This is a genomic window from Pseudooceanicola aestuariicola (assembly GCF_045763785.1).
In the GTDB taxonomy this organism is placed as follows: domain Bacteria; phylum Pseudomonadota; class Alphaproteobacteria; order Rhodobacterales; family Rhodobacteraceae; genus Pseudooceanicola.
On record NZ_JBJGSF010000006.1, the window covers coordinates 129,199 to 151,070 of the forward strand.

15 protein-coding genes are annotated in these 21,872 nt (G+C 59.4%); 7 read left to right on the forward strand and 8 right to left on the reverse strand.

Features of this window, described 5'->3' with window-relative positions:
* Window positions 1–71: 71 nt before the first annotated feature.
* From ACI3GR_RS17465 to ACI3GR_RS17490, 6 genes are all read right to left on the reverse strand, one after another.
* Window positions 72–728, reverse strand: coding sequence for a DUF6927 domain-containing protein (locus ACI3GR_RS17465; RefSeq protein WP_222481174.1), 657 nt, complete (start codon window positions 726–728; stop codon window positions 72–74).
* Window positions 729–825: 97 nt separating this feature from the next.
* Window positions 826–1,419: a regulator gene (locus tag ACI3GR_RS17470; protein WP_407496309.1), complete on the reverse strand. Its 594-nt coding sequence runs from the start codon at window positions 1,417–1,419 to the stop codon at window positions 826–828.
* A gap of 66 nt (window positions 1,420–1,485) precedes the next feature.
* The gene (locus ACI3GR_RS17475) at window positions 1,486–3,462 is read right to left on the reverse strand and encodes a ParB/RepB/Spo0J family partition protein (RefSeq protein ID WP_222481178.1); all 1,977 of its coding nucleotides are present in this window, start codon (window positions 3,460–3,462) and stop codon (window positions 1,486–1,488) included.
* Between the two features lie 263 nt (window positions 3,463–3,725).
* Window positions 3,726–4,115: a DUF3768 domain-containing protein gene (locus tag ACI3GR_RS17480; RefSeq protein WP_222481179.1), complete on the reverse strand. Its 390-nt coding sequence runs from the start codon at window positions 4,113–4,115 to the stop codon at window positions 3,726–3,728.
* A 73-nt stretch (window positions 4,116–4,188) separates the two neighbouring features.
* Window positions 4,189–5,118, reverse strand: a complete 930-nt coding sequence (locus tag ACI3GR_RS17485) for an ArdC family protein (RefSeq protein WP_222481181.1) — start codon at window positions 5,116–5,118, stop codon at window positions 4,189–4,191.
* 457 nt (window positions 5,119–5,575) lie between these two features.
* Window positions 5,576–6,427, reverse strand: a complete 852-nt coding sequence (locus ACI3GR_RS17490; protein ID WP_407496312.1) for a DUF4238 domain-containing protein — start codon at window positions 6,425–6,427, stop codon at window positions 5,576–5,578.
* A gap of 318 nt (window positions 6,428–6,745) precedes the next feature.
* Between ACI3GR_RS17490 and ACI3GR_RS17495 the strand changes: the two genes are divergently transcribed.
* From ACI3GR_RS17495 to ACI3GR_RS17525, 7 genes are all read left to right on the forward strand, one after another.
* A complete protein-coding gene (locus ACI3GR_RS17495) occupies window positions 6,746–7,426 on the forward strand; it encodes an SOS response-associated peptidase (RefSeq protein ID WP_286200796.1) in 681 nt (226 codons plus the stop codon).
* Window positions 7,416–8,003, forward strand: coding sequence for an ImuA family protein (locus tag ACI3GR_RS17500; RefSeq protein WP_298501043.1), 588 nt, complete (start codon window positions 7,416–7,418; stop codon window positions 8,001–8,003). The genes ACI3GR_RS17495 and ACI3GR_RS17500 overlap by 11 nt, the downstream gene beginning before the upstream one ends.
* Window positions 7,930–9,429, forward strand: coding sequence for a Y-family DNA polymerase (locus ACI3GR_RS17505; RefSeq protein ID WP_298501041.1), 1,500 nt, complete (start codon window positions 7,930–7,932; stop codon window positions 9,427–9,429). Before ACI3GR_RS17500 ends, ACI3GR_RS17505 begins: the two co-directional genes overlap by 74 nt.
* The gene (locus ACI3GR_RS17510; protein WP_407496314.1) at window positions 9,426–12,776 is read left to right on the forward strand and encodes an error-prone DNA polymerase; all 3,351 of its coding nucleotides are present in this window, start codon (window positions 9,426–9,428) and stop codon (window positions 12,774–12,776) included. The genes ACI3GR_RS17505 and ACI3GR_RS17510 overlap by 4 nt, the downstream gene beginning before the upstream one ends.
* Window positions 12,777–12,992: 216 nt before the next feature.
* Window positions 12,993–14,645, forward strand: coding sequence for a DEAD/DEAH box helicase (locus ACI3GR_RS17515; protein WP_222481655.1), 1,653 nt, complete (start codon window positions 12,993–12,995; stop codon window positions 14,643–14,645).
* Window positions 14,629–16,461, forward strand: a complete 1,833-nt coding sequence (locus ACI3GR_RS17520; protein ID WP_222481653.1) for an ATP-binding protein — start codon at window positions 14,629–14,631, stop codon at window positions 16,459–16,461. The genes ACI3GR_RS17515 and ACI3GR_RS17520 overlap by 17 nt, the downstream gene beginning before the upstream one ends.
* On the forward strand, window positions 16,461–17,387 hold the full coding sequence (locus ACI3GR_RS17525; RefSeq protein ID WP_298501037.1) for a phospholipase D family protein: 927 nt from the start codon (window positions 16,461–16,463) through the stop codon (window positions 17,385–17,387). The genes ACI3GR_RS17520 and ACI3GR_RS17525 overlap by 1 nt, the downstream gene beginning before the upstream one ends.
* 81 nt (window positions 17,388–17,468) lie before the next feature.
* Here the strand turns inward: ACI3GR_RS17525 and ACI3GR_RS17530 are convergent, their stop codons facing one another.
* On the reverse strand, window positions 17,469–19,412 hold the full coding sequence (locus ACI3GR_RS17530; protein WP_222481074.1) for a hypothetical protein: 1,944 nt from the start codon (window positions 19,410–19,412) through the stop codon (window positions 17,469–17,471).
* On the reverse strand, window positions 19,409–21,814 hold the full coding sequence (locus tag ACI3GR_RS17535; protein ID WP_407496316.1) for a sensor histidine kinase: 2,406 nt from the start codon (window positions 21,812–21,814) through the stop codon (window positions 19,409–19,411). The genes ACI3GR_RS17530 and ACI3GR_RS17535 overlap by 4 nt, the downstream gene beginning before the upstream one ends.
* Between the last annotated feature and the right edge of the window lie 58 nt (window positions 21,815–21,872).

Genomic DNA, 21,872 nt, shown 5'->3' on the forward strand with positions numbered 1-21,872 from the left:
AAAAGCCGCCTCTGCGCTTTCAAATGCGCGGAGGCGGCTCGAAGCTGGACAGATGACGTCGCTGGTGGCGGTCAGGAATCCTTCCCGGCGAAGAACTCCGCCAGAACTGGACTCGCGTCACTCTTCGCCGAGCCGAGGAGCTCGGACCCGGCGAGCGAGGCTTTCGACAGACGCACGAAGCCGCCTGTCTCCTCGATGCGGTAGCAGCGACGCTTTTGCCCTCCGCGCCGGTAATGGGTGGCGGTCACGATCTGGCAGGTGCTGCCATCGGTCAGCGTTACCGGTGCGGCCAGTTTGATCTTGTCACCCTCGTCGTAGTCCGGGATTGCCGCCCAGTCGCGGCAGCGCTGACGCCAGGCATGGGCATAGCTGTCGGGATCCTTCAACTCGGAGAGCAACGCCAGAAGGCTGAGCGGCGCGCGCGACTCCACGGGCCCGGCGCTCTCCTCCATGTCCTTGTAGCCCCAGCAGCCCTCGTCATAGCGGGTCAGAAACACGGCTCCAAAGGTGATCGACCCGTCGGCATCGGTCACGTAGGTTCTGTCTTCAATCGGCACGCCAACGATGTTTGTGAGCCTCAAAGCTGCATACCAGGTCGAGCCGACCTTGCAGGCCTTGAGCAACAATGTCTTGCGGGTATCCGTCTCGAAGGTGCAGAGCCGGGTGATTTCAGCCTTTTCGTCCGAGTAAGTCTTCACACGACGATCTGTATAAAAGAGCCAACCCATTTCAGAGTCCTTTCTCTTAGAAAGAATTGTTTGTCGCCTATGTCCCGAGAGCGCGAAGCGCGGCAGGACATTGGCGACGCGATTGTGAGAAAGGGCGCTAAGCCGCCCTCCGGTCATCGATCTCGATGAGAGCGTCGAGCGGCACCCGGTAGGGCAGCATCTCGTCGAAATCCTCGCAGTTGCCGTGGTTCTGCACGACCGCGTGGGTGTCGGTGGCGTCCTTCAGGATCACCCGGAACGTCCCCCCGAGACCGGAGGGGACATCATAGGTGCCGCCGATCAGATAGTCAGCGGCGCGGCGCAGGAAGACGCGGGTCGTATGGCCATCGGTCGCCAGCCGGATGGTGTCATGACCACGGTCGATGAGCATCTGCACGTCATCGAGAATGTCGGTGTAAAACTGACCCGTCAGATCCCGAAACGCCGCTTGCCGGGCCGCCATCCAATCGGCGTCCCGAAACGGGTTGATGCCCTCGGCGAAGGCGTAGGAGGGATCGGCGTGTTCGGTGGTGACGATTCGCGTGGTCTTGCCGTCGATCCCGTTCGAGCGCAGATGGACGCCATTGCCGACGATCAGGATCAGGGCAGGTTTGCCAACCGGCCCGTTCCAGTTGGGAAGGAAGGTGGAACAGTCGCGCGCATGCGCGATCTGCGCCGCGACGCTCGCCGCGGTGAAGCTGAGAAGTGCCATGGGATTTACCTGTAAGATGGAGGGAAGGGTGTGACCCGCCCCGGTCGGAGCGGGTCGCCTGTAGGGTCAGGCCGCTCTGGCGACCTCGGTTTCGTCTTCGGGTGTCTCGGCCTCGCTGGCATCAACCGGTTCGACGCCTGCCGTCTGCATCATCGGCGGGCACCAGGCCGCGACCGCCGCCCGCTGTGCATCCGTCAGCGTGGCGAAGGGCTCCGCAAAGAGCTTGTCGCAGAAGGCAACGACCTCCTTCTTGGTCGAGGAGGCCAGTGTCACAGCCTCCTGCGCGAGCCCCAGCTCCTCGCCGAGGATCTTCAGGAGCCAGGCCTTCTTGAAGCGGTTGAAGAGTGCCGCGTTTGGCGTCCAATGCTCCCGGATGTCCGGCATAATCTCGACCTCGAAATCATGCATCAGGCTGTCGCGCTGCCGGTCCCGTGCGAAACAGGATTGCGTGGTCGCGGCCGTAGCGTAGGCCACGAGTTTCGCCTTCTCGCCCGCATCGAGCGCCCGGAAGAGCGCGAACTGGTCGGCGGGGGATTTCGCGTCATCGGCCCAGGAGAGGTCGAGTGCGTCATGGGCCTCGGCCACCTGTTCAAGCGAGGTGCCGTCGATCTCGTCCATTTTGGCGTGGGTACGATACTCCTGGCGCGCATCGACCTTGATCGCTTGGGTGACGCCCAAGCCGCTGGTCAGCACATCCGTGACCAATTTGAAGAGCGTGAGGTCGAGCGTCGCCTCTGGATGCATCGCCATGGCCGCGCCGAGCGCCATCGCGCGTTCGGTCTTCAGATCCTCGGTGAGCGAGGCGGGATAGGTGATCTCATCACTATCTGCCGTGCCTTTCTCGCCCGGCGCGGTGGAAGCAGCCTTGCCGGAGCTCTCCGCCTTGTCTTCAGGACGCACCAGGCCAACATGCAGACTGATCTTGCCATGCAACCAGGCGGCGATCACGCCGGAGCGCGCAAGATCCTCGGCGCTATAGGCCTCCTGCAGATCCCGTGCCTCGGCCTCCAGTTCGTCGACCCGATCGTAGAAATCGTTGTAGGCCTCGTCTTCGAGCTCCTCGTTCTCCATCTCATGTTCGAGTTTCTCAAGCTCGGCGGTGATCTCATCGACGCGTTTTTGGCCCTTCTCGTCGGGCTCGACAGGACCCGGATAGACCCGGCCGTAGTCTGCCATTGCGGCATAGTCGTACTGGATGACCGCGTCGGCCCAGGCAAAGCCGATCTCTGCCCGCGCCTCTTCGGCGGCCGCGGCGAGTTTCTCCAGCAGGATCGTCTCGACCAGCGCGGAGTCCTCGAGCACGGAATGCTCGTCCAGTAGATCGGCCGCGATGGCGCCGCCGCGCGCCTCGTAGTCTTTGCGCACGAAGGCCCCGATATCGTCGCTGACCTGCACGCCGCGGGACTTCAACGCGTTCCGAACGGTGTAGGCCTGGACATGGTTGTCCTCTTTGGTCAGCGCCTCGAAAACCTCGCGTTGCACCTCCTGGCTGGGATGATCCGCGAAGGCTTTCATCGTGTCGAGCGTGATCGATTTGGCGCGGGCCGCGGCACGGATGTCGGGATGGATGAGCCCGTAGCGCAGACGGCCTTTCACGGCGGCCACGGTCGTGCCAAAAGTCCTGGCGATGGTCTCAGGGGTCTGACCGTCGACCTCCATCATCCGGGCGAAGGCCTCGAACTCGTCGATTGCGTTCATCGGGGCCTGGGTGATGTTCTCGGCGAGCGACAGCGCGGTGGTCACATCGCAATCATCGGGAACAAGGCGGCAATCGATCTTCGTGCGGTTGGTGAAGCCCTTGGCGGTCTTGTCCGCGACGAGCTCGATGAGTGCAGCATGCCGCCGGCCACCGGCGAGCACCCCGAACTTGCCGTCGATCTTCTGGACGAGCAGCGGTTGCAGAAGGCCGAGGACGGCGATGCTGGCTTTCAGATTTGCGATGTTCTCCGAGGCGTAGGTCTCGGGGGAATTGGTCCGTACATTCGCGGGATGGGCGACGAGATCGCCGATGGCGACGGTGGTAGGTTTGAACGTGTGAGTCATGACATGTCCTTCTCGACGTGTTTGAAAGGGCCGCACGGGTCTTCGCGCGACCGATCCCCGGGATTGGGGAACTCGAGCGTTTTCGGACCAATCGTGAATGGTGTGTCGCCACCGCGCCCGAGGCAGCGTTTGCTCAGCAAACGCGTTCGGGTGCGAAGGCGATTCCAAATGTCCGAAAACGGCTCACAAGGACAAGAGGCCCACTTTCCCTTTCGGAGGGTCAGCGGGCCTGTCGGTGATGGAAGGTTGGGGTGCGGCCTACCCTACCAGTCGTGCGCCATCATGACGGTCAACACGCGCATGGTGGTTTCGGGATTGTCGGGAGCCTCGGCGCCGTAGCGGAAGTCAGAGCTGGCCTCGTAGAGATCGATTTTCCAGAACACGGTCTCGCCGCGGATCGTGGCCGCCCCGAAATCGTGCCAACCTGCGGGATCGTTCTCGGGCTCGAAGGTGTCGAAGGCACCGGTGGCCTGGACGGCTTCCGTCACGAAGCCATCGCCTGCTTCGATCAGGGACTGGGTTACGACGAGGCGGCCCTGGATCGGCTGGTCCGGGGCAATTCCGAGGCAGGCAAACCTGCGGAAGGCGTCGTTTTGGGCCGCGATGGCGGCGACGTCGGGCGGGGAGAGCTCGGCGGGTTCGGGAGTGTTCATGGGTCTGTCCTTTCGGGATGGGTTGAAACCACCAAACCCGAAGCCTTCTTTTCCTTTGCTCTGAGACATCACCTCACGCGGCCCGATCGGCATCCCCCGCCCTGCCCGCCTCCGACCGGGCAATCAGATAGTCGCAGGCCCGCTGCGCGTCCGCCGCATGCTTGAAAATCGCATTGGTGTCCGAGCGCAGGACCCGGAGCCAGTTGTAGAGGTAGGCCGCATTCATCTCGAGCGTATGCGCCGTGAATCCGAGCTGCTGGCCCAGGAAACAGGACGTCAGCTCGGCAACGATTTCTTCGCGTGCGTAGGCTGTGTTCCCGAACCGAGACAGACCGTAGTTGCGGTTCAGGCGGTGCGGCGCCTTGGTGGCATGAGAATACTCGTGCGCCCAAACGCCGTAGAAGTTTCGCGGGTCCTGAAACCGTGTGATGGCCGGCATGTAGACCTTGTCGACAGCAGGCATGTAATAAGCCTCGTCGCCCGCGAACACCGTGGTGATGTCGATGGTCTCGAAGAAGGCCTGCATATGCGCGATCGGCTCTGCGGCCGGATGATCCGGCACGGGCTCGGGGTCGGGATGGAAACTGTCCGGGAGCCCTTCGATCTGACAGGCATTGAAGACCCGGTAGGACTTCTGGAAACGGAAGACGCGGGTGTCGTCGGTCTCGCCATCGTCAGCCCCTTCATCCCCCTCCCCCTGTTTCCGGCTCTGCCCGTAATAGACCACCAGGGAGGATTTCTCGCCTTTGCGAATCCTGGCGTCCAGCGCGTTGGCCTGTGGCATCGTCATCCAGAAGGGCGAGCGGTAGCCCGCCATCGTCGTCCGCATGGTCAGCAGGAAGTTATTGACGCCTTGGTAGGGCTCACCGCACACGCGCAGGGGCCGGGAACTCCCACCTGCCGTCCAGGGCTTGCGCCACGGCAGGACTCCGCGTTCGATGATGCGGATGAGTTCGTTGGTGATCGACGCGGCAGCGTTGAACTTGGGTTTGGATTTGGCCATGGGTTGTCTCCGATGTCAGAAGGAGCGCACGGCAACCGTGCGCGGATCGGAGAACGGTCTTGGAAAGCAGTTTCCCGGCGGGGGAGCGGGATCCCTCCGGAACCCCGCCTGACCCTTTTCCAGCCTTCTCCGGATCCGTCAGGACCCAAGGCCAGCTTTCACTTTTTTGGTGCTTCAGGACAAAATCCAAAGGCGGCACCCGCAAACAAGGAAGATCAACGCTCGCGAACACCGCGGTGGCGAGTCGCGCGACGACCGCATCAGCTCAACCGAGCCGACGCATGCCGACTCAAGAAAGCTCTGCCGTTCTCATTGGCCGTGCCACTTTTGGACTGTATGTCACCATCTGCTGGATGGTCACTGAAACGCAGCGACGCGGACTTTTCAGCCGTTCGCGCCGTTCGCCATGACTGCGCTAATGTCGGCTCATAACTTTGCAGCCAATCAAACGAGAGTACTATTTCAGAAGAGTAAATGCCCTCTCGATTACCGATGGGGCTGGACCCAGGCAAAACCGGCTTTGCCGCGCAGATCGCAGGTTAATTTCGTCGACGAGCCTTCCCGAGATATGACATATCTCATCTTCTGGCTCGGAACGAATTTCCAAACACAATCGCTTCGCTATCGGGAAGATAATTCCCAAATCAAATGGGTCGACGTCTTCGGTGGATTTCAACACAACAGGCACACTTCCGATCAGAAACTGACCTTCCGGGCTAGCGGGCGTTAGCCATGAAAAGCTGCATCTGGCAAGGTCGTCGATGGCTTGATGATTTTGTTGTGCGATCGCCCGTACTGTCGCATTCTTGACAACTCTAGTTTGAAAGGCTGGATCAGTAATCCTGCTTCGGAAATCGGCGCGTCGAGGCGAGTCTGACAGCTCAGTGCCCAATATGTCTCGCAGAGCGCCCTCCGGATCTTGATGTACCGACGATCTCTGATGGACTTCTGGTACACGGGTGTAAGCGTTGTAAACATACTGCGCGAAAGCTCTGCGAGTACTTTCATCCATTTCAGGCAAATTGCCATCAGCTGTGATGTTTAAGATTTCATCGCACATTGTAGCCCATTGTCCGTCCAGTGGTGCAAAGAAATCTTTTTCTAGTCGGCTGTCGTAACGGTTGTCTTTACCTGCCATCGGTTCTGTGACGCGGGTGGAGTAAAGCTCACTTTGCTGCATCGCACTGTAGGTCGATATTGGGATGACTTTGTTTTGTTCCTTAATCCCAAGGAAAAGGTTCCCTTCTTCGTCTTGGAAGCGTCGTTGTTGGTTCTGCGGGACGAAATGGTGTGCTTTGGGGCGGTTCAAGATTTTTGCCTTCTACCAAATACTTCTCTTTGATGCTCGCACGCGGCTGTTATTCGCAGCAAGTGGAAGCGCGTAATTTTCTGGAAGCTAATTTTGCCCTCGTTTGTAAGAGTCGCGTGTCCTGATAGCAGTCATTCGTACACCGTCCAGCAACGGTCAAAATGGGCTCAAAACCGACCCTCGCTGCGTCCTGCTTGAGCGACTGCGTTCGTCACGACGGCTGGAACGCAAGCTATAGCCGGTCGCACTTTCCAGCGGCCGCATGTTCTGTCATTGTTCTCAATCGAAACCCTGTTCCGATTCCCGAGCGTACCGCAGATGTGCAATCTCTATTCCCAGACCAAGAGCCAGGACGCGATGCGCCACCTGTTCGACGACATGGTCGAGGGGGATGAGGAACTTGTAGACAGCACCGGGAACCTGCCGCCTCAACCTGGCATCTGGCCCGATTATCCGGCACCGATCATCCGACATGGCGAAAGCGCAGCATGGCAGCTGGCAATGGCCCGTTGGGGCATGCCGACCCCTGCGAAGTTTCTCGAAGGCAAGCGCACCGACAAGGGTGTCACCAATATCCGCAATGTCGGCTCTCCCCATTGGCGGCGCTGGCTCGGTGTCGAACATCGTTGCCTCGTGCCCTTCACCAGCTTTTCAGAGATCGACGGACGCCGGGGTGCGCCGCGCAATTCGCCGGTCTGGTTCGCTTTGGACGAGGATCGGCCGCTCGCCTTCTTCGCCGGACTGCGAACGACATGGACCTCGGTGCGCAAACTGAAGGAAGGCGAGGTGACGGCGGAGATCTTCGGTTTCCTGACCTGCCCGTCCAATGCCGAGGTGGCGCCGATCCACCCCAAAGCCATGCCCGTCATCCTCACGCAGCCCGAGGAATGGCGGCACTGGCTGACCGCGCCCGCCGAGGAGGCCCTGAAGCTCCAGCGTCCCCTCGCGGACGGGATGCTGAAGATCGTTGCCGAGGGGGTGCGCGAGGATGCGGTTTGATCCGGCTCCGAGCGAACTCTTTGCCCTGGCCAGGCATCGGGTCCATGAGGCCGAAGGCCCGGGCCGGCGCAGCTTCGCATTGCTGCAGGCCGCCAGACATACCGAGGCCCTGATCTGGATCATTCCCGGCCATGCCCCGCACCAGCCGATGCTCCGGGGTCTGCCCGTAGGCGTCGGGGAGCGGCTGTATCTCATCCGTCCTTTGAGCGAGACCGACCTGCTCTGGGCCACCGAGGAAGCGCTGCGCTCTGAAGGCGTCGGACTGGTGATCGCGGAGCCGGAGAAGCCCCTCTCCCTGATCGCCGGGCGACGCCTGCAGCTGGCCGCGGAAGCCGGTCGAACCACCGGACTCATGCTGATCCGCGAAGGCCAGGGCAGCAATGCCGCAGAGACGCGGTGGCATTGCGCACCGAATGCGTCGGAACGACGGGACTCGACTCTGCATCAATGGGCCCTTAATAAGAACAAAAAGGGAACATCTGGAACCTGGACTGTGCATTGGAATGGCAAGACGGCTGCTGTCCATCCGGTTTCCGCGGCTGGCAAGCGACACAAGCCTGCGGAGACGTCCCGTTGAGGGACCGTTCGCACTGATCCACAGGTCAGGGAATGCCGATCATGTGCATTGCCTGAACCCGGCCGCCGAGACACGCGGATTGCATCCCGGCATGGCGGCGGCCGATGCCCGCGCCATCTGCCCCGAGCTGATCACCCGGCGCGCCGATCTCGCACAGGAAGCAGGGGCACTGGCAGGCCTCAGACGGTGGGCAGGTCGCTATTCGCCAATGGTGGCGCGCGACGGCCCGGACGGGCTTATCGCCGATATCTCCGGTGTGCCGCATCTCTTCGGTGGCGAGGCCGAAATGCGGGGCGACCTTCATGCGCGGCTGGAACGGGTCGGCCTGACTCTCTCGAGCGCCATCGCCGAAACCCGTGGCGCGGCCCAGGCGCTCGCCCGTCATGGCGGCGGCATCCTGCCCGAGGGCGCGGCGAAGGAGGGTATCGCCAGCCTGCCGGTCTCGGCGCTGAGGATCGGGAGCGATGTGGCGGAGGGGCTCGCCCGCATGGGGCTGAACAGGATCGGCGATATCACCGATCTGCCGCGGGCGCCGCTCGCGCGACGGTTCGGTTCGGGGCTCGTGCTGCGGCTCGACCAGGCGCTCGGCCTTCAGCCGGAGCCGGTCTCTCCCGAGCCGGACGCGCCGTATTTCGGGGTGCGGATAACCATGCCGGAACCGATCGGTCTCGAGGCCGATGTCATGTCGGGCCTTGCACGCCTGCTCGACCGGCTGTGCAGCACGCTGGCCCAACATCATCGTGGCGCACGGCGGCTGCGGCTTGAGTTGCACCGGGTCGACCGGGAGACCGCGCAGGTCGAGATCGGGCTGGCCCGGCCGATGCGTGATCCCGAGCGCATTGCCGCGCTCTTCAAGAAAGGCGTGTCGGAGGTCGAAGCCGGGTTTGGGATCGAGGCGATGCGCCTCGTCGCCCATGTGACCGAGGATTTGCCACCTGAGCAGCTCGGCGGACCCCGAACGATAGCCCGCGAGGACGCGCTGGCCGACCTCTTCTCCCGGCTCGGCAACCGGCTGGGCTTCGACCGGGTTCTGCGGCTCCTGCCTGCCACCAGCAAAATCCCCGAGCGGAGCTTTCTCGTGACACCCGCCGCCTACAGCGCGGCGGAACCTTCGCCACCGCATCGTGGACCGGATCGGCCGATCATCATCTTTCCGCCTGAGCCGGTCACCACGAAGGGGCTGGGCCAGCCCGGCCATCCACCGGCCCGCTTCGCCTGGCGGCGCATGTCTTTCACCACCCTGCGTGCGGACGGACCGGAGCGGATCGCGCCGGAATGGTGGTTCGACGATCCGGCCTGGCGCTCGGGCCTGCGCGACTACTGGCGGGTGGAGACCCGCGAGGGCGCACGGCTCTGGCTCTACCACACGCCGCAGGCGCCGGCCTGGCCCGCGCAGAGCTGGTTCGCACAAGGAGAGTTCGCATGACAGGCTATGCGGAGCTCTGCGTGACGAGCAATTTCACCTTCCTGACCGGCGCCTCGCATCCCGAGGAGCTGGTCACGCGGGCTGCCGAACTGGGCCTGAAGGCCATCGCCATCACCGACCGCAACTCGGTGGCGGGCGTGGTGCGGGCTTTCTCCGCCCTGAAAGAGCTGGCACGACTGCGCGAGGAGGCCCGCGCAGCGAGCGACGGGGCCGAGGCCGGTCCGGCGATCCGATCCCGGCAGGTGACCGATCATTCCAGCCGCCAAACCATGCAGCAAATGCCGGCAGGCGATGCACCCCGGATACCGCCGGATATGGTGTTGCCGAAGCTGATCCCTGGCGCCCGCATCGTGCTGACCGACAGCCCGGTCGACTGGCTCGCCTTACCCATCGACATCGCGGCCTGGTCGCGGCTGACCCGGCTCCTGTCCCTCGGCAAGCGGCGGGCCACGAAAGGCGAATGCCATCTGACGCGCAAGGATCTGTTGGATTGGGGCGAGGGCATGATGCTGATCGCGCTGCCGCCCGACCCGATGGAGCACCCGGCCCGGGCGGCTGCCAGCGACCTGCGGCACATGCTGCGCACCTTCCCGGGCCAGTGTTTTCTTGGCGCGGCACCGCGCTATGACGGGCGAGACCCAACCCGCCTCGACCAGCTGGCCCGGATCGCCCACGACACCGGCCTGCCGCTCGTGGCCCTCGGCGAGGTGATGATGCATCGCTCGTCCAGGCGTCCGCTCGCCGATGTTCTGACCTGCCTGCGCGAGGGCTGCACGATCAATATGATCGGGGAGCGCCGGCTGACCAATGGCGAGCACCGGCTCAAATCCCCGAGCGAGATGGCCCGGATGTTCCATCGCTATCCGGCGGCGATCCGGCGTACGCTGGAGATTGCCGACCGCTGCGCCTTCCGACTGGACGATCTGCGCTATCAATATCCCGACGAGGCGCGGGACGGCGAACCCGCGCAGGCCCGGCTCGAACGATTGTCGCGGGAAGGGCTGCATTGGCGCTACCCCGAGGGGCCGCCGGCCCGGATCGTTACGCGGGTCGACAAGGAACTGAAGCTCATCGGCGAGATGGGCTATGCGCCGTATTTCCTGACGGTCCATGACATCGTGGCTTTCGCGCGCTCGAAGGGCATTCTCTGCCAGGGCCGCGGGTCGGCCGCCAATTCGGTCGTCTGCTACCTGCTCGGCGTGACCGAGGTGCCTCCCGAGAGCATCACCCTGATCTTCGAACGCTTCATCTCGAAGGAACGCGGTGAGCCGCCGGATATCGACGTGGATTTCGAGCACGAGCGGCGCGAGGAGGTGATCCAATGGATCTACGAGCAATATGGCCGGCATCGCGCCGGGCTGACGGCGACCGTCATCCATTTCCGTTCACGCGCCGCGATCCGCGAGGTCGGCAAGGTGATGGGGCTGAGCCAGGACGTGATCGCCCGGCTCTCGGGGCAGATCTGGGGCTGGTCGTCCAGCGCACCGGGCGAGGACCGGATGCGCGACGCCGGGATCGATCCGGCGGACGGGCGTGTGGCGCTCGCGGCGAAGCTGATCGGCGAGATCATCGGCTTTCCCCGGCATCTGAGCCAACATGTCGGCGGTTTTGTCATCACCCATGGCCGGCTCGACGAGCTCTGCCCCATCGAAAACGCCGCGATGGAGGATCGCACCGTCATCGAGTGGGACAAGGACGATATCGACGCGCTCGGGTTCCTGAAGGTCGATGTGCTGGCGCTCGGCATGTTGACCTGCATCCGCAAGGCCTTCGGGCTGCTGGAAGATCACCGTCACCTGCAGCTGACCCTCGCCAATGTGCCGCCAGAGGACCCGGTGGTCTATGACATGCTCTGCAAGGCCGATGCGGTCGGGGTCTTCCAGGTCGAAAGCCGGGCCCAGCTCAACTTCCTGCCGCGCATGCAGCCGCGGAAATTCTACGATCTGGTCTGCGAGGTCGCGATCATCCGCCCCGGCCCGATCCAGGGCGGCATGGTTCATCCCTTCATCAACCGCCGTCAGGGCAAGGAGAAGGTCGAAGACCTCGGCCCCGCCATGATGGAAGTGCTGGGGCGCACCTATGGCGTTCCCCTCTTCCAGGAACAGGCGATGCAGATCGCGGTGGTTGCGGCCGGTTTCTCGGCGGCTGAGGCCGACCGGCTGCGCCGGTCGCTCGCAACCTTCAAGCGGATGGGAACCATTGGCGCATTCCGTGAGCGATTCATCTCGGGCATGTTGGCTCGCGGCTACGAGGCGGGGTTCGCGGAGCGATGCTTCGCCCAGATCGAAGGCTTCGGCAGCTATGGTTTCCCCGAAAGCCATGCGGCGAGCTTCGCGCGGCTGGTCTATATCTCGGCCTGGCTGAAGCGCCATCATCCCGCGGTCTTCACCTGCGCTCTGCTGAACAGTCAGCCGATGGGCTTCTACGCCCCGGCGCAACTCGTCCGCGACGCGCGTGAGCATGGCGTCGAGATCCGTGCCGTCTCAGTCAATCATTCGGCCTGGGACTGCACCTTGGAGCCACGCGGCGACGGGGCGCTGGCGCTGCGGCTCGGGTTTCGGCAGATCAAGGGGATGCGGGAGGAGGATGCGGTTTGGATTGAGGCCGCCCGAGGCAACGGCTACCCCGATGTAGAGAGCCTCTGGCGCCGGGCCGGTGTCAGGCCGGACGCGTTGGAACGGCTGGCAGAAGGGGATGCCTTCGCCTCGCTCGGTCTCAATCGGCGCGATGCGCTCTGGGCCGCCCGGGCGTTGCGAGGGCCAAAGCCCCTGCCCCTCTTCGGCGCTGACGGTGAGGGCGGAGCGGAACCGGCAGTTGCGCTGCCGGCGATGACGTTGGGCCAGGAGGTGATCGAGGATTACTTAGCGCTGCGGCTCTCCCTGCGCGCCCATCCGGTGGAATTGCTCCGGCCGCGCCTGCCCGAAAGCCTGCCGCATGAACGGCTGAACCAGGCGACCGGGCGCATCACCGTCACGGGTCTCGTGATCACGCGGCAACGGCCCGGCACGGCATCGGGCGTGATCTTCCTGACGTTGGAGGACGAGACCGGCGTGTCCAACGTGGTGGTCTGGAGCCGGGTCTACGAGACCTTCCGCAAGGCGGTGATCGCGGGGCGGCTGCTGCGTGTCACCGGCAGGATTGAACGCGAGGGACAGGTCGTTCATGTGATTGCCGAGCGGATCGAAGATATCTCGCCGATGCTTTCGAGCCTCGGGCGACCGGCCACCGACGCGGGCGATCGTCAGGCAGGGGCAATGGGGCACCCCACCCGAGGTGGCGGCGGATCAAGCGCCCGGCATCCGCGCGAACAGGCAAAGAAGCTGTTTCCGAGCCGGGATTTTCACTAGCAGCGCCTTTCCCAGAACTGCTGATGCCGTTCGGAGCTTTTCAGCATCTGAACGACGAAAAACCTCAGCCTTCAGCCAACAGATTCTTCTGAGCCGCTACCTAACCCTAGGAATAGTTTGGAGCTTCATCTTACTAGCATAGCAGGCCAGCACCAAAATGTGGCATAACTCCTCCAACAAACCTGAAAGAACGAATGAGAGGACAGCGAGCAGACCATGTCACCCGATACAGACATCGATCTGGACTCGCCGGGTCTTGCATTTTCCAAACTCTTACGCTTGGCGAAGCCTGGGAGAGTCAAAGCCCTTCTTCCTGACGAAATGCTCGACATTATGGATGGGTTGGAACCGGGTTTCAGCACGTCAGACAAATTGACCGAGCTGGCAGTGAACATGCTGGACCCTGCCGAGACACTGCAGCACGATACGTTGCGCGACGCCGTAATTTCTCTGATGCCGCTAAGGAAAGCGCGCGAGCTTTGCACAAAACTCGGCACTCCAGCCGGGCGAAACCCTTTCGATGATGCACTGAAGCTTGCCTCGGACGCAGAGAACCTCCCAGCCTTGCTTTCCTTTTTTGGTGTCGTCGACGACCCGACAGCTCCAGGGGCGCAGCTGCCAGGAAATGATCGCGCCCCCGTCGGCTACGGGCTCTTTGAGCATCAGCGATTGGCGGCAAGGCGCACTGAACGGATGCTCTTCGAAGGCCCCCACCGCGGTGTCCTGCACATGCCTACAGGCGCCGGAAAAACACGTACCGCAATGCACCTCGTCGGATCCCACCTGAGCGCCAGTGAGCCGACACTAGTCGTATGGCTCGCACAGAACATAGAGCTTCTCGATCAAGCAGCCGATGAGTTTCAGAAGTCGTGGCGCTTCCTTGGCAACAGGGATGTCGGGCTTTGGCGGCTTTGGGGAAACAAACGTGTCGATCTCGCTAACGCCAAGGACGGGCTCGTCGTCGCCGGCCTGGGAAAGATGTCCGCGTTGGAAAAGAACGCAGTGAACGATCTGCTCACCTTGGCTGATCGGGCGTCTTTGGTTGTCATCGACGAGGCACACCAAGCAATCGCCCCAACATACCGCTCCGTTCTAGATGCCCTGGCAACAAAACGGGCGACGACACGTCTGCTAGGCCTGACGGCCACTCCGGGACGAACCTGGGATGATTTGAGCAAAGATGAAGAGCTCTCCGAGTTCTTCGGTCGTGAAAAGGTAATGTTGGAAATCGAGGGCCACCCCGACCCGGTCACATACCTGATGGACGAGGGCTATCTTGCTCGTCCGCACTTCCGGACACTGAATGTGCAGGCCGGCCTCGATTTATCGCAGGAAGACATGCAGGGCCTGTCACAGGCGATAGATGTGCCGGGGAGTGTTCTGGAGCGCCTAGGTCAAAGCACACAAAGAAACCTCAGGATTATTTCAGAGTGCGAGAAACTCGTGTCGTCCCATCGCCGCGTCATTGTCTTTGCCCCATCGGTTGCCAACGCCAGGATGCTAGCAGCCATCATGCTCGCACGGGGCACTGAAGCACTTGTCGTCACCGGAGAATCTCCTCCGGCAGCTCGCGAACGGGCTATTCGACGCTTCAAGAGCCAGGCGCCAGAACCTATTGTGATGTTCAACTATGGCGTTCTCACAACTGGCTTTGATGCACCGCAAACGAGCGCGGCCATCATTGCCCGCCCCACCAAGTCTCTGGTTCTCTACAGCCAAATGGTGGGCCGGGCTACGCGAGGCGTAAAAGCTGGGGGAAATGAAACCTCAGAGATCGTCACGGTGACGGATACTGAAATGCACGGCTTCGGAGACGTGGCCGACGCTTTCTCCAACTGGGAAGATGTTTGGAATGAACGAGATTGTTGAAGATGGGGCCGCTGAGTCCGGATTCATTATTCCACCGGAACTCGCCGTCAAAGCGATGCGCGATAGTGGGTATCGAAATACCGCATACGCACTCGCAGAGCTGATCGACAACTCAATTCAGGCTGATGCTAGTGAAGTCGAGCTCATCTGTGTCGAGCAATACGAGCAGGTGAATTCTCAGCAGCGTCTTCGCCTGCAAGAGATCGGTACCATCGACAACGGCAATGGGATGTCCGCACAAACATTGGCCATCGCGTTACAGTTTGGAAACGGCACTCACCTGGAGGATCGAGCTGGCATTGGACGGTTCGGCATGGGACTTCCAAACTCTTCGATTTCGCAATGCCGCCGCTTGGATGTCTGGACTTGGACGAACGGTCCGGACAACGCAATTCATTCCTATCTGGATGTCGCTGACATTCAAAGTGGTGTGAAAGATCGGGTGCCTCCGCCAACTCCTTCACCCGTTCCCGCCAAATGGCGCGAACGGTCCGAGATTTTGGGAACGTCCGGTACACTCGTTGTCTGGTCGCGATTTGAAGAGTATCGACTTACATGGCGAGGCGCTGAAGCGACCCTGCGAAATACCGAGGCGATCATCGGCCGGATGTATCGCAAGTTCATTAACGATGGCCGTGTCGCCATTCACCTCGTTCGGGTCGAAGAGGGTGGGAACACCGGCCGAAGGTTGGCGGTTGTCAATGATCCCCTCTACCTCATGCCGAACTCCTCCACTCCCGAACCTTTTGAAAAGGTTCCGATGTTTCAGCGTTGGGGCGAGAACGACGAAGAGTTCACAATCGATTTTGGAGGCAAGCAGCACAAAGTCTTCGTCAGGTTTAGTTGGGCCAAACCAGAGACTGTGCCTGATGACGGGCTGAATCGCGGCTCAAAGCCGTACGGCAAGCATGCCATGAAGAACCTCGGTCTTTCGATTGTTCGAGAGGGTCGTGAACTCGATCTGGATACATCTTGGACCAACAGCTATGACCCCACGGAACGATGGTGGGGAGCTGAGGTCGAATTCCCTGCCACGCTCGACGAAATCTTCGGTGTAACGAACAACAAGCAAAGTGCGACGATCTTTTCGCAGCTGGCCCAATATGATTGGAAGGCCGACGCAGAAGCGAATGAAAGCCGTTCCTCTTTCATTGAACGAGCGAGCAGCGAAGGTGACCCGCGGGCGCTCCTAATCCCTATCGTCGAGCACATCCGGGAACAGATCACCCAACTGAGAAAAAGGACAGAACAGCAGACGAAAGGCACGCGAAGTACGGGCGGCCGCAAGCGTCACGAAGAGCCAGGCGTGGAAGACACCGTCACCTCGAAGTTCCGCCAACGTGCAGACGAAGGATATGAGACACCAGGAGACACGGAGGATTTCGGAGCCGATGACCGGGATGCCTATGAAGACGACTTGAAGGACGACAAGCACTATCCCGACGACGTCGCCAAGGCCATTGCTGACGCTATCCTTACGAGAAAGCGCAAGGTCGCTTTCCTGGAGAAAGCCATGGAAGGCTATGCGTTCTTCAACGTGGAGAGCGTCCAAGGCGGTGTCACCAACGTTATCTTCAATTCCAACCATCCGTTCTACGACAACCTGGTGAGAGCGCTGAACCCGGACACAGAAGAAGATACCGAGAAGGAACTGCTCGACCGCGTACACATGGCTTCGGACACACTACGCATCGTGTTTTCGGCTTGGGCTCGCTACGAAATGGAAGAAGTCAGGCACAAGCAACGCCTCTCGGACATGCGTCAAGAGTGGGGCAAGATGACCCGGTTCTTCCTCGACGATGGCGAGGATGATTGATGCTGGGCGACCAACTGCTGGAACTAGTGTCATCGGCGAAAGAGCGAGTCGTCCTCGTTGCGCCCTTCATTAAGGTCGATGCGCTCCAGCGGGTATTGGACGCCATCCCAAATTCGGCAGGGCTCCATATCGACTGCGTTACACGTTGGCGACCCGAAGATATCTTAGACGGTGTCTGTGACCTGGAGATCTTCGAGGTCATTACCGATCGCGCGAACGCGCGGCTTTGGAGGCACCCAAACCTGCATGCCAAATTCTTCAGGGCCGACCAGTCTTGTCTTCTCGGCTCCGCTAATCTGACAGGGCGAGCGCTTGGTTGGCGTCTCCCGACCAATCTCGAACTCCTTGTTGAGTTAGATATGAGCCGACATGAGCTCCAGGCATGGGAAACATCGTTAATGAGCAGCTGCGTCTCAGTGACGACCGAACTGCGTGATCAGATCGCGCACCAGGCCGCAGACCTGGCGGCCCAGCGTCCAAAGATAACCTCGATCGATGTTGAGCACGACGATGATCCGAGTTTTCGATGGATACCCCTCTGCCCGTCGCCAGAACGGCTATTCAAGGTATATACCGGCGAGCTTGACGAGGCAAAGATGGTCCGGTCGGCCTTCGAGTTCGCACAACGCGATTTGAGAACACTGGGCCCGCCCAAAGGCTACCCGGAGGAACAGTTCCTGGAGTACGTTGCGGATCGACTCCAGAAGTTGGAAGTCGTCCAAAAAGTGGTTTCTGCCAGCAGTTCAGGGATTTCGGATTCTCAGGCGGCCGAGCTGATCTCAGAGTATATCGATGCGTCATCAATGATCGGTCCGACTGACGCCTGGAGAATTCTCAAGCAATGGATGATGCACTTCTTTCCTGAGCAGTATCGCATCGAAGTTGGTCAGGAAATACTGGTAAAAGGCCGTACTTTATCCCGCTGACTAGCGACTAAGACTTCGGACGTTATCTACAATCGCAAATCTTGTTGTTCGGGAGAGTAGGAAATAGCTCCCAAGTTAGATTTAAGCGGGCACCTCCTCGACGTTGATTCTGAAAATGAGCCCCGCCTTTCTTAGGTCGCCACCAAGTTGACCGGCGATGTCGGGGTCAAAGACGATCTTGCCGATCTTCTCTGTCTTTGGCTTTCTGTCGTCTTCATCTGGTAATGGCTCGCCATCCTTCAATAATTCAGCTTCACGCGCACCTTGCAAGGGGAGCGGAGTCCACTGAAGTCCCGACCGAAACAGCTTTCTGAGCTGGCTTTGTTGCTTCAACTTGTTGATGCGAGCACGGCTGCTTTGATGAACAGCTGCAATATCGAGGTCCAGAATCGCTTGTGTGAGTTCGTTCTCGCAGTTCGAGTCGAGGACAAGGTTCGCGGAACGAGCCTTTCGTGGAACCAACATGTTGCCACGTACTTGCACACCATCCGGCAAAGCAAGCTGTGCAGCCGTTCCGTCTGCTTGAGGAAAATGTATCTCTGCGCCAAATGCGAATGACCGCGGAAGAGGCGCTATTTCACCGACTCTACCAACATTACCAAGCAGTTGTTGCCTTAGACCAAGTGCCGTGACATCACGAAGACGCCCTATAATGTTTGCGTCACCTCCAGCTCTCAAAAGCCCTTTCGCCCGCGACAAGCCAATTGTTCTAAGATTCCCGAAGTCCCAGCTAATCTGGAAGCGCCCTACACCATCATAGTTGAGGATTGGCGTTGTATTCCCTGATACGCCGAGAACAGGTTTGGCCATATCCACTTCTTCAAGCGTTCCGGCAACGAGCAAAACAGTTTTCAATCCATCGGTGCGAATGAGGTCGCACTCTGGCGACGCGACGAAGAAAACCAGGTCTCTCCTGCCCCCGAAAAAACCGCGAGGTTTGTCGGGAGCACCGAGCCTCGGCCCAATGATGTCGCCGAAGGTTACGGGCCAAACCGCACCTGTCGCATGCGCCCGTCGGGCGGGGTTAACGAATAGTGTCTGCTCCAGAATCGTAAAGGTGTCACGATCATTCGATATCATCAACGGTGGAGGATCGTCAGCCATTTCATCAAGCGGAACGGCGGCTGCTAGCACCTCGTCATGTGCTTCGATTTGGTACTGCAAAACACGATCAAACACGTCGAGCATGTAACTTGAGGTGTTTACTCCCTCGAAACGTAAGAGCATGGTGCGAATATGCTGAAGATCATCGATATCGATCTTTCGCAGCGAGGCAGCTGCTTTTCCTACCGCTTCAATGGCTTTCTGCTCCCACGTATCGACAAACGTCGCCAAGGCTTGGCTATCTGAGCGATGCGCCGCGAGCGTCAGGATCAGGCCCCGAACACGCCCAGGGACAGCGAGATCGTTCTTGCGGACATAGCGAAAAGCCGATGCGTGAAGCTGAACATCGTTGCGAAATTCTTTCGCCAAGTCATCAATTGTCGGTATCTGGGACATCAATACGATTGACGGCAGGGGGCCGTCCCGCATGTCGATCGCCTCTTTCAATCGCTCAACAGTAACTTCCCTATCTCGGGCACCTTGCTGAATTCCCAGAAACAAGTCGATGAGAATGAGATCGGCAGATGCAGCGGCAGCAACGAAGTCACGTCCATGAGTCGTAAATGGAATTCCAAGCGCACTAAGTGCCGCCTCTGCAGACTGAAGGAAAGGGGCATTGTCGACAGCCTTCTGCTCATAATTGGCAAACAAATCGCCCAAAAGGTCGACTACTGCATCGCGGTTTTCCCACAGAGCCGTAACAAATCCCTGTTCTTGTTTTAGCCGGTCTCGATCGCCAACATCGAAGTCCGGATAGAAAGCGACAATTCGATCCTCGTGGCCGGCCTGAACATCATCAAAAAAGTTATCCCAACCTTCTTCGTCTCTTAGTTCATCAACCAGTGGGACTGTATCGTAGCCGTCATCCACGATGATAGCGGACCGAAGACCAGCATTCGCTACCTGACGACGATCGTTCATGCCCCGTCGCCCACCACGCGATAGTCAAAAGTCGTATACCGACCTTCAGAATTGGTCATATCGGGGTCCAATGTCAGGCTACCGCCGTTGTGCTCTGCTGCCTCCTTAGCAATAAATAATCCCAGTCCACGGCGTCGGCTCTTATCTTTGAGCGAGAAGAACAGATCGAAGATCCGATCCCGGTACTGCTTTGAGATACCGGGGCCATTGTCACTGAATCTGATGCGGGGTGGATTGTCTTCGACCACGATTGTAATCTCGGGCTCTAGCGAAAGCTTGCGTTGCTTCTCAACGTCCATCCAGTAAACGGAGTTGGATATCAGGTTCTCCAAGACCTGAACTACCATGCCTTTCACGGCGGATAGCTCAATAGATTTCTCGGGCAACAAGACGTTTGGCTTGACCTTGTGACGCTCAAATTGGGCTTCGTGCGCCTCAATGATCTCTTCCACGAGTTCATCGAGCTTGAAGCGTTCTTTCCGCTGTCGTCCGGTGACGCTTAACGGGTCTAAAATGCGCAAACGCTTGCTAATGCTGTTCATCGAGGCACGCAAACTCTCCAACCGACGACGGATTTCGTCGGGAACAGATTTTTTTCGTAGTCCATTGAGGATATCGAGGGCATCTTCGGCGGACCGAGTTAGCTCATGAGCAACAACTTCGACCATCAAGCCGATCCCCGCCATAACAAGCATCTGATCGGCGTCCTTTTCCATATCTGCAATCCGTTCGCGTGCTTGCGCCGCGTATCGAGAGAATTCTTCTCGCATAAGCTCCAATTCTTCCACGGCATCGCGATGTTCATTTGGTACGACTTTGCTGATCGCGCGAATGGTATCTTTCATTCGCTTCTCGAGATCCACAGTCCTCGTTTCATCTGCAATGAACGGTTCTTTGGCATCTTTCTGTTCGCGGGTGATACGGTTCATCTCATCACGCAGACGTTCGACCGCGAACTGTACCGTCTCCTTGAGAATTGCCTCCTCTGGCGTCTGACGAAGACCCTCACGATTGGTTTGATCAATGAGGCTTGGGTTGGATAAGCGACCGATTTCAACTTGCCCGACGAGCTGGATACGGTTCAAGGCATACCCCTTTGAGGCCAGGGCCGTCTTGTCGAGCTCTAGCCAGTCGTCATTCTCGGAACCATACGGATATACTCGGAACCCATCCCGATAAAGCCTAACACCCATCCATTGATCGAGGAGATTGCGCAGGGCCTGATAGTCGCCCGTCGACTTACCTTTGCGGAGTATCGAGCGGTTGAACCAATGTAACTCAAAGTCAAATGGACCAACTGAATGCAGTGCTGTGTAGTCTATGTCCCGCTTGTTCATGCGGCGGCGCTTGGCTTTAGGTCCAACCAAGGCGCCATGTAGAACGTCCGCCGTCGCAGTTTCGATACTAATTTCCTTGGGATGCTTGAAGCCAAGATTGTTGAGTTCGATGCGTAGCTCAAGCTCCGGTCCGGTTTCGCTAACTTTGTATGACCCCCGAACGACCGCATTTGCGTGAGACAGGAAGCTCCGCTCCAAGCGACGGATCGCTACCCGTTTTCCGTTCCAGAACACCGCAATCCGTTGACGGGTTTTCTTTCCCAGCGGGTTCACGAGTAGAGACAAGTCATCCATCGCAAGCCGCTCTACTCGCTTTTCAGACCAGTCAGCGTTTAAACGGCGGATACGGATGTCTGTCCCGCTAAAATCACGATTAGGCTTTTCAGCACCCCGCGATGGGTTGATCTCAATGTCCTCGATCATTTTTGAGGGGTCATCGAAAGCTGACCAGTCTATGTCAATGAGACTGAAATGTTCATCGGTGCTTTGGGCCGTACGGACCGACAGTTCGTCTCCCAAACGCATCGCCGAGAGGCGGCCGATCCCCTTCTCTCCTAGATACGGTGTATCTGACGCCCCATTCGAAATGGCTGCATCGATTTCCTTGCGACGCGACGGCGTGCCGATGACGAGAAAAAGCGAGCTCAGGTCATCTAACGACATTCCAGAGCCAGTATCACTGACGGTGATCGTGTTTAACCCATTGATTCTATCAAGGGCATGGCGGAGACCTTCAAAAGTTCTGGCCTGCTCAATGAGTTCTGCGGCCTGATCCCAAAGCACCCCAGCTTCTGTAACCAATTTACCGGAAATCCAGTTCTTTAGCTCTTCAAAGTCCCAAGTCTCTCCTTCAGGGCCATCTTGAGCTGTCGAAATCACGCGACTGACTTGTGCTTTAGCTTCCTCAAGATCCCTGCGCGGCAAGACAATGTCAAATAAGATAGTTACGCCATCTTTCGATCCAGCATCGATACCATTTTTGATCAGTTCGTAGAATGCGATTGGGTCTGAGCTAATGAGCTCAGACCCTAGTTCCAGAACAGTTCTCGCTGTAACTTTAAACAACTAGCGACCTTTTTTCATTCTGCTTCCGAGTGAAATCTCTCATGCTGATTGTGAGCAA

Bases quoted from the DNA above. Each gene is read 5' to 3' on its own strand.
- ACI3GR_RS17515 (WP_222481655.1), top strand. From the start codon at position 12,993: ATGTCACCCGATACAGACATCGATCTGGACTCGCCGGGTCTTGCATTT.
- ACI3GR_RS17510 (WP_407496314.1), top strand. From the start codon at position 9,426: ATGACAGGCTATGCGGAGCTCTGCGTGACGAGCAATTTCACCTTCCTG.
- ACI3GR_RS17500 (WP_298501043.1), top strand. From the start codon at position 7,416: ATGCGGTTTGATCCGGCTCCGAGCGAACTCTTTGCCCTGGCCAGGCAT.
- ACI3GR_RS17520 (WP_222481653.1), top strand. From the start codon at position 14,629: ATGAACGAGATTGTTGAAGATGGGGCCGCTGAGTCCGGATTCATTATT.
- ACI3GR_RS17495 (WP_286200796.1), top strand. From the start codon at position 6,746: ATGTGCAATCTCTATTCCCAGACCAAGAGCCAGGACGCGATGCGCCAC.
- ACI3GR_RS17530 (WP_222481074.1), bottom strand. From the start codon at position 19,412: ATGAACGATCGTCGTCAGGTAGCGAATGCTGGTCTTCGGTCCGCTATC.
- ACI3GR_RS17470 (WP_407496309.1), bottom strand. From the start codon at position 1,419: ATGGCACTTCTCAGCTTCACCGCGGCGAGCGTCGCGGCGCAGATCGCG.
- ACI3GR_RS17505 (WP_298501041.1), top strand. From the start codon at position 7,930: ATGGCAAGACGGCTGCTGTCCATCCGGTTTCCGCGGCTGGCAAGCGAC.
- ACI3GR_RS17485 (WP_222481181.1), bottom strand. From the start codon at position 5,118: ATGGCCAAATCCAAACCCAAGTTCAACGCTGCCGCGTCGATCACCAAC.
- ACI3GR_RS17475 (WP_222481178.1), bottom strand. From the start codon at position 3,462: ATGACTCACACGTTCAAACCTACCACCGTCGCCATCGGCGATCTCGTC.
- ACI3GR_RS17480 (WP_222481179.1), bottom strand. From the start codon at position 4,115: ATGAACACTCCCGAACCCGCCGAGCTCTCCCCGCCCGACGTCGCCGCC.
- ACI3GR_RS17465 (WP_222481174.1), bottom strand. From the start codon at position 728: ATGGGTTGGCTCTTTTATACAGATCGTCGTGTGAAGACTTACTCGGAC.
- ACI3GR_RS17525 (WP_298501037.1), top strand. From the start codon at position 16,461: ATGCTGGGCGACCAACTGCTGGAACTAGTGTCATCGGCGAAAGAGCGA.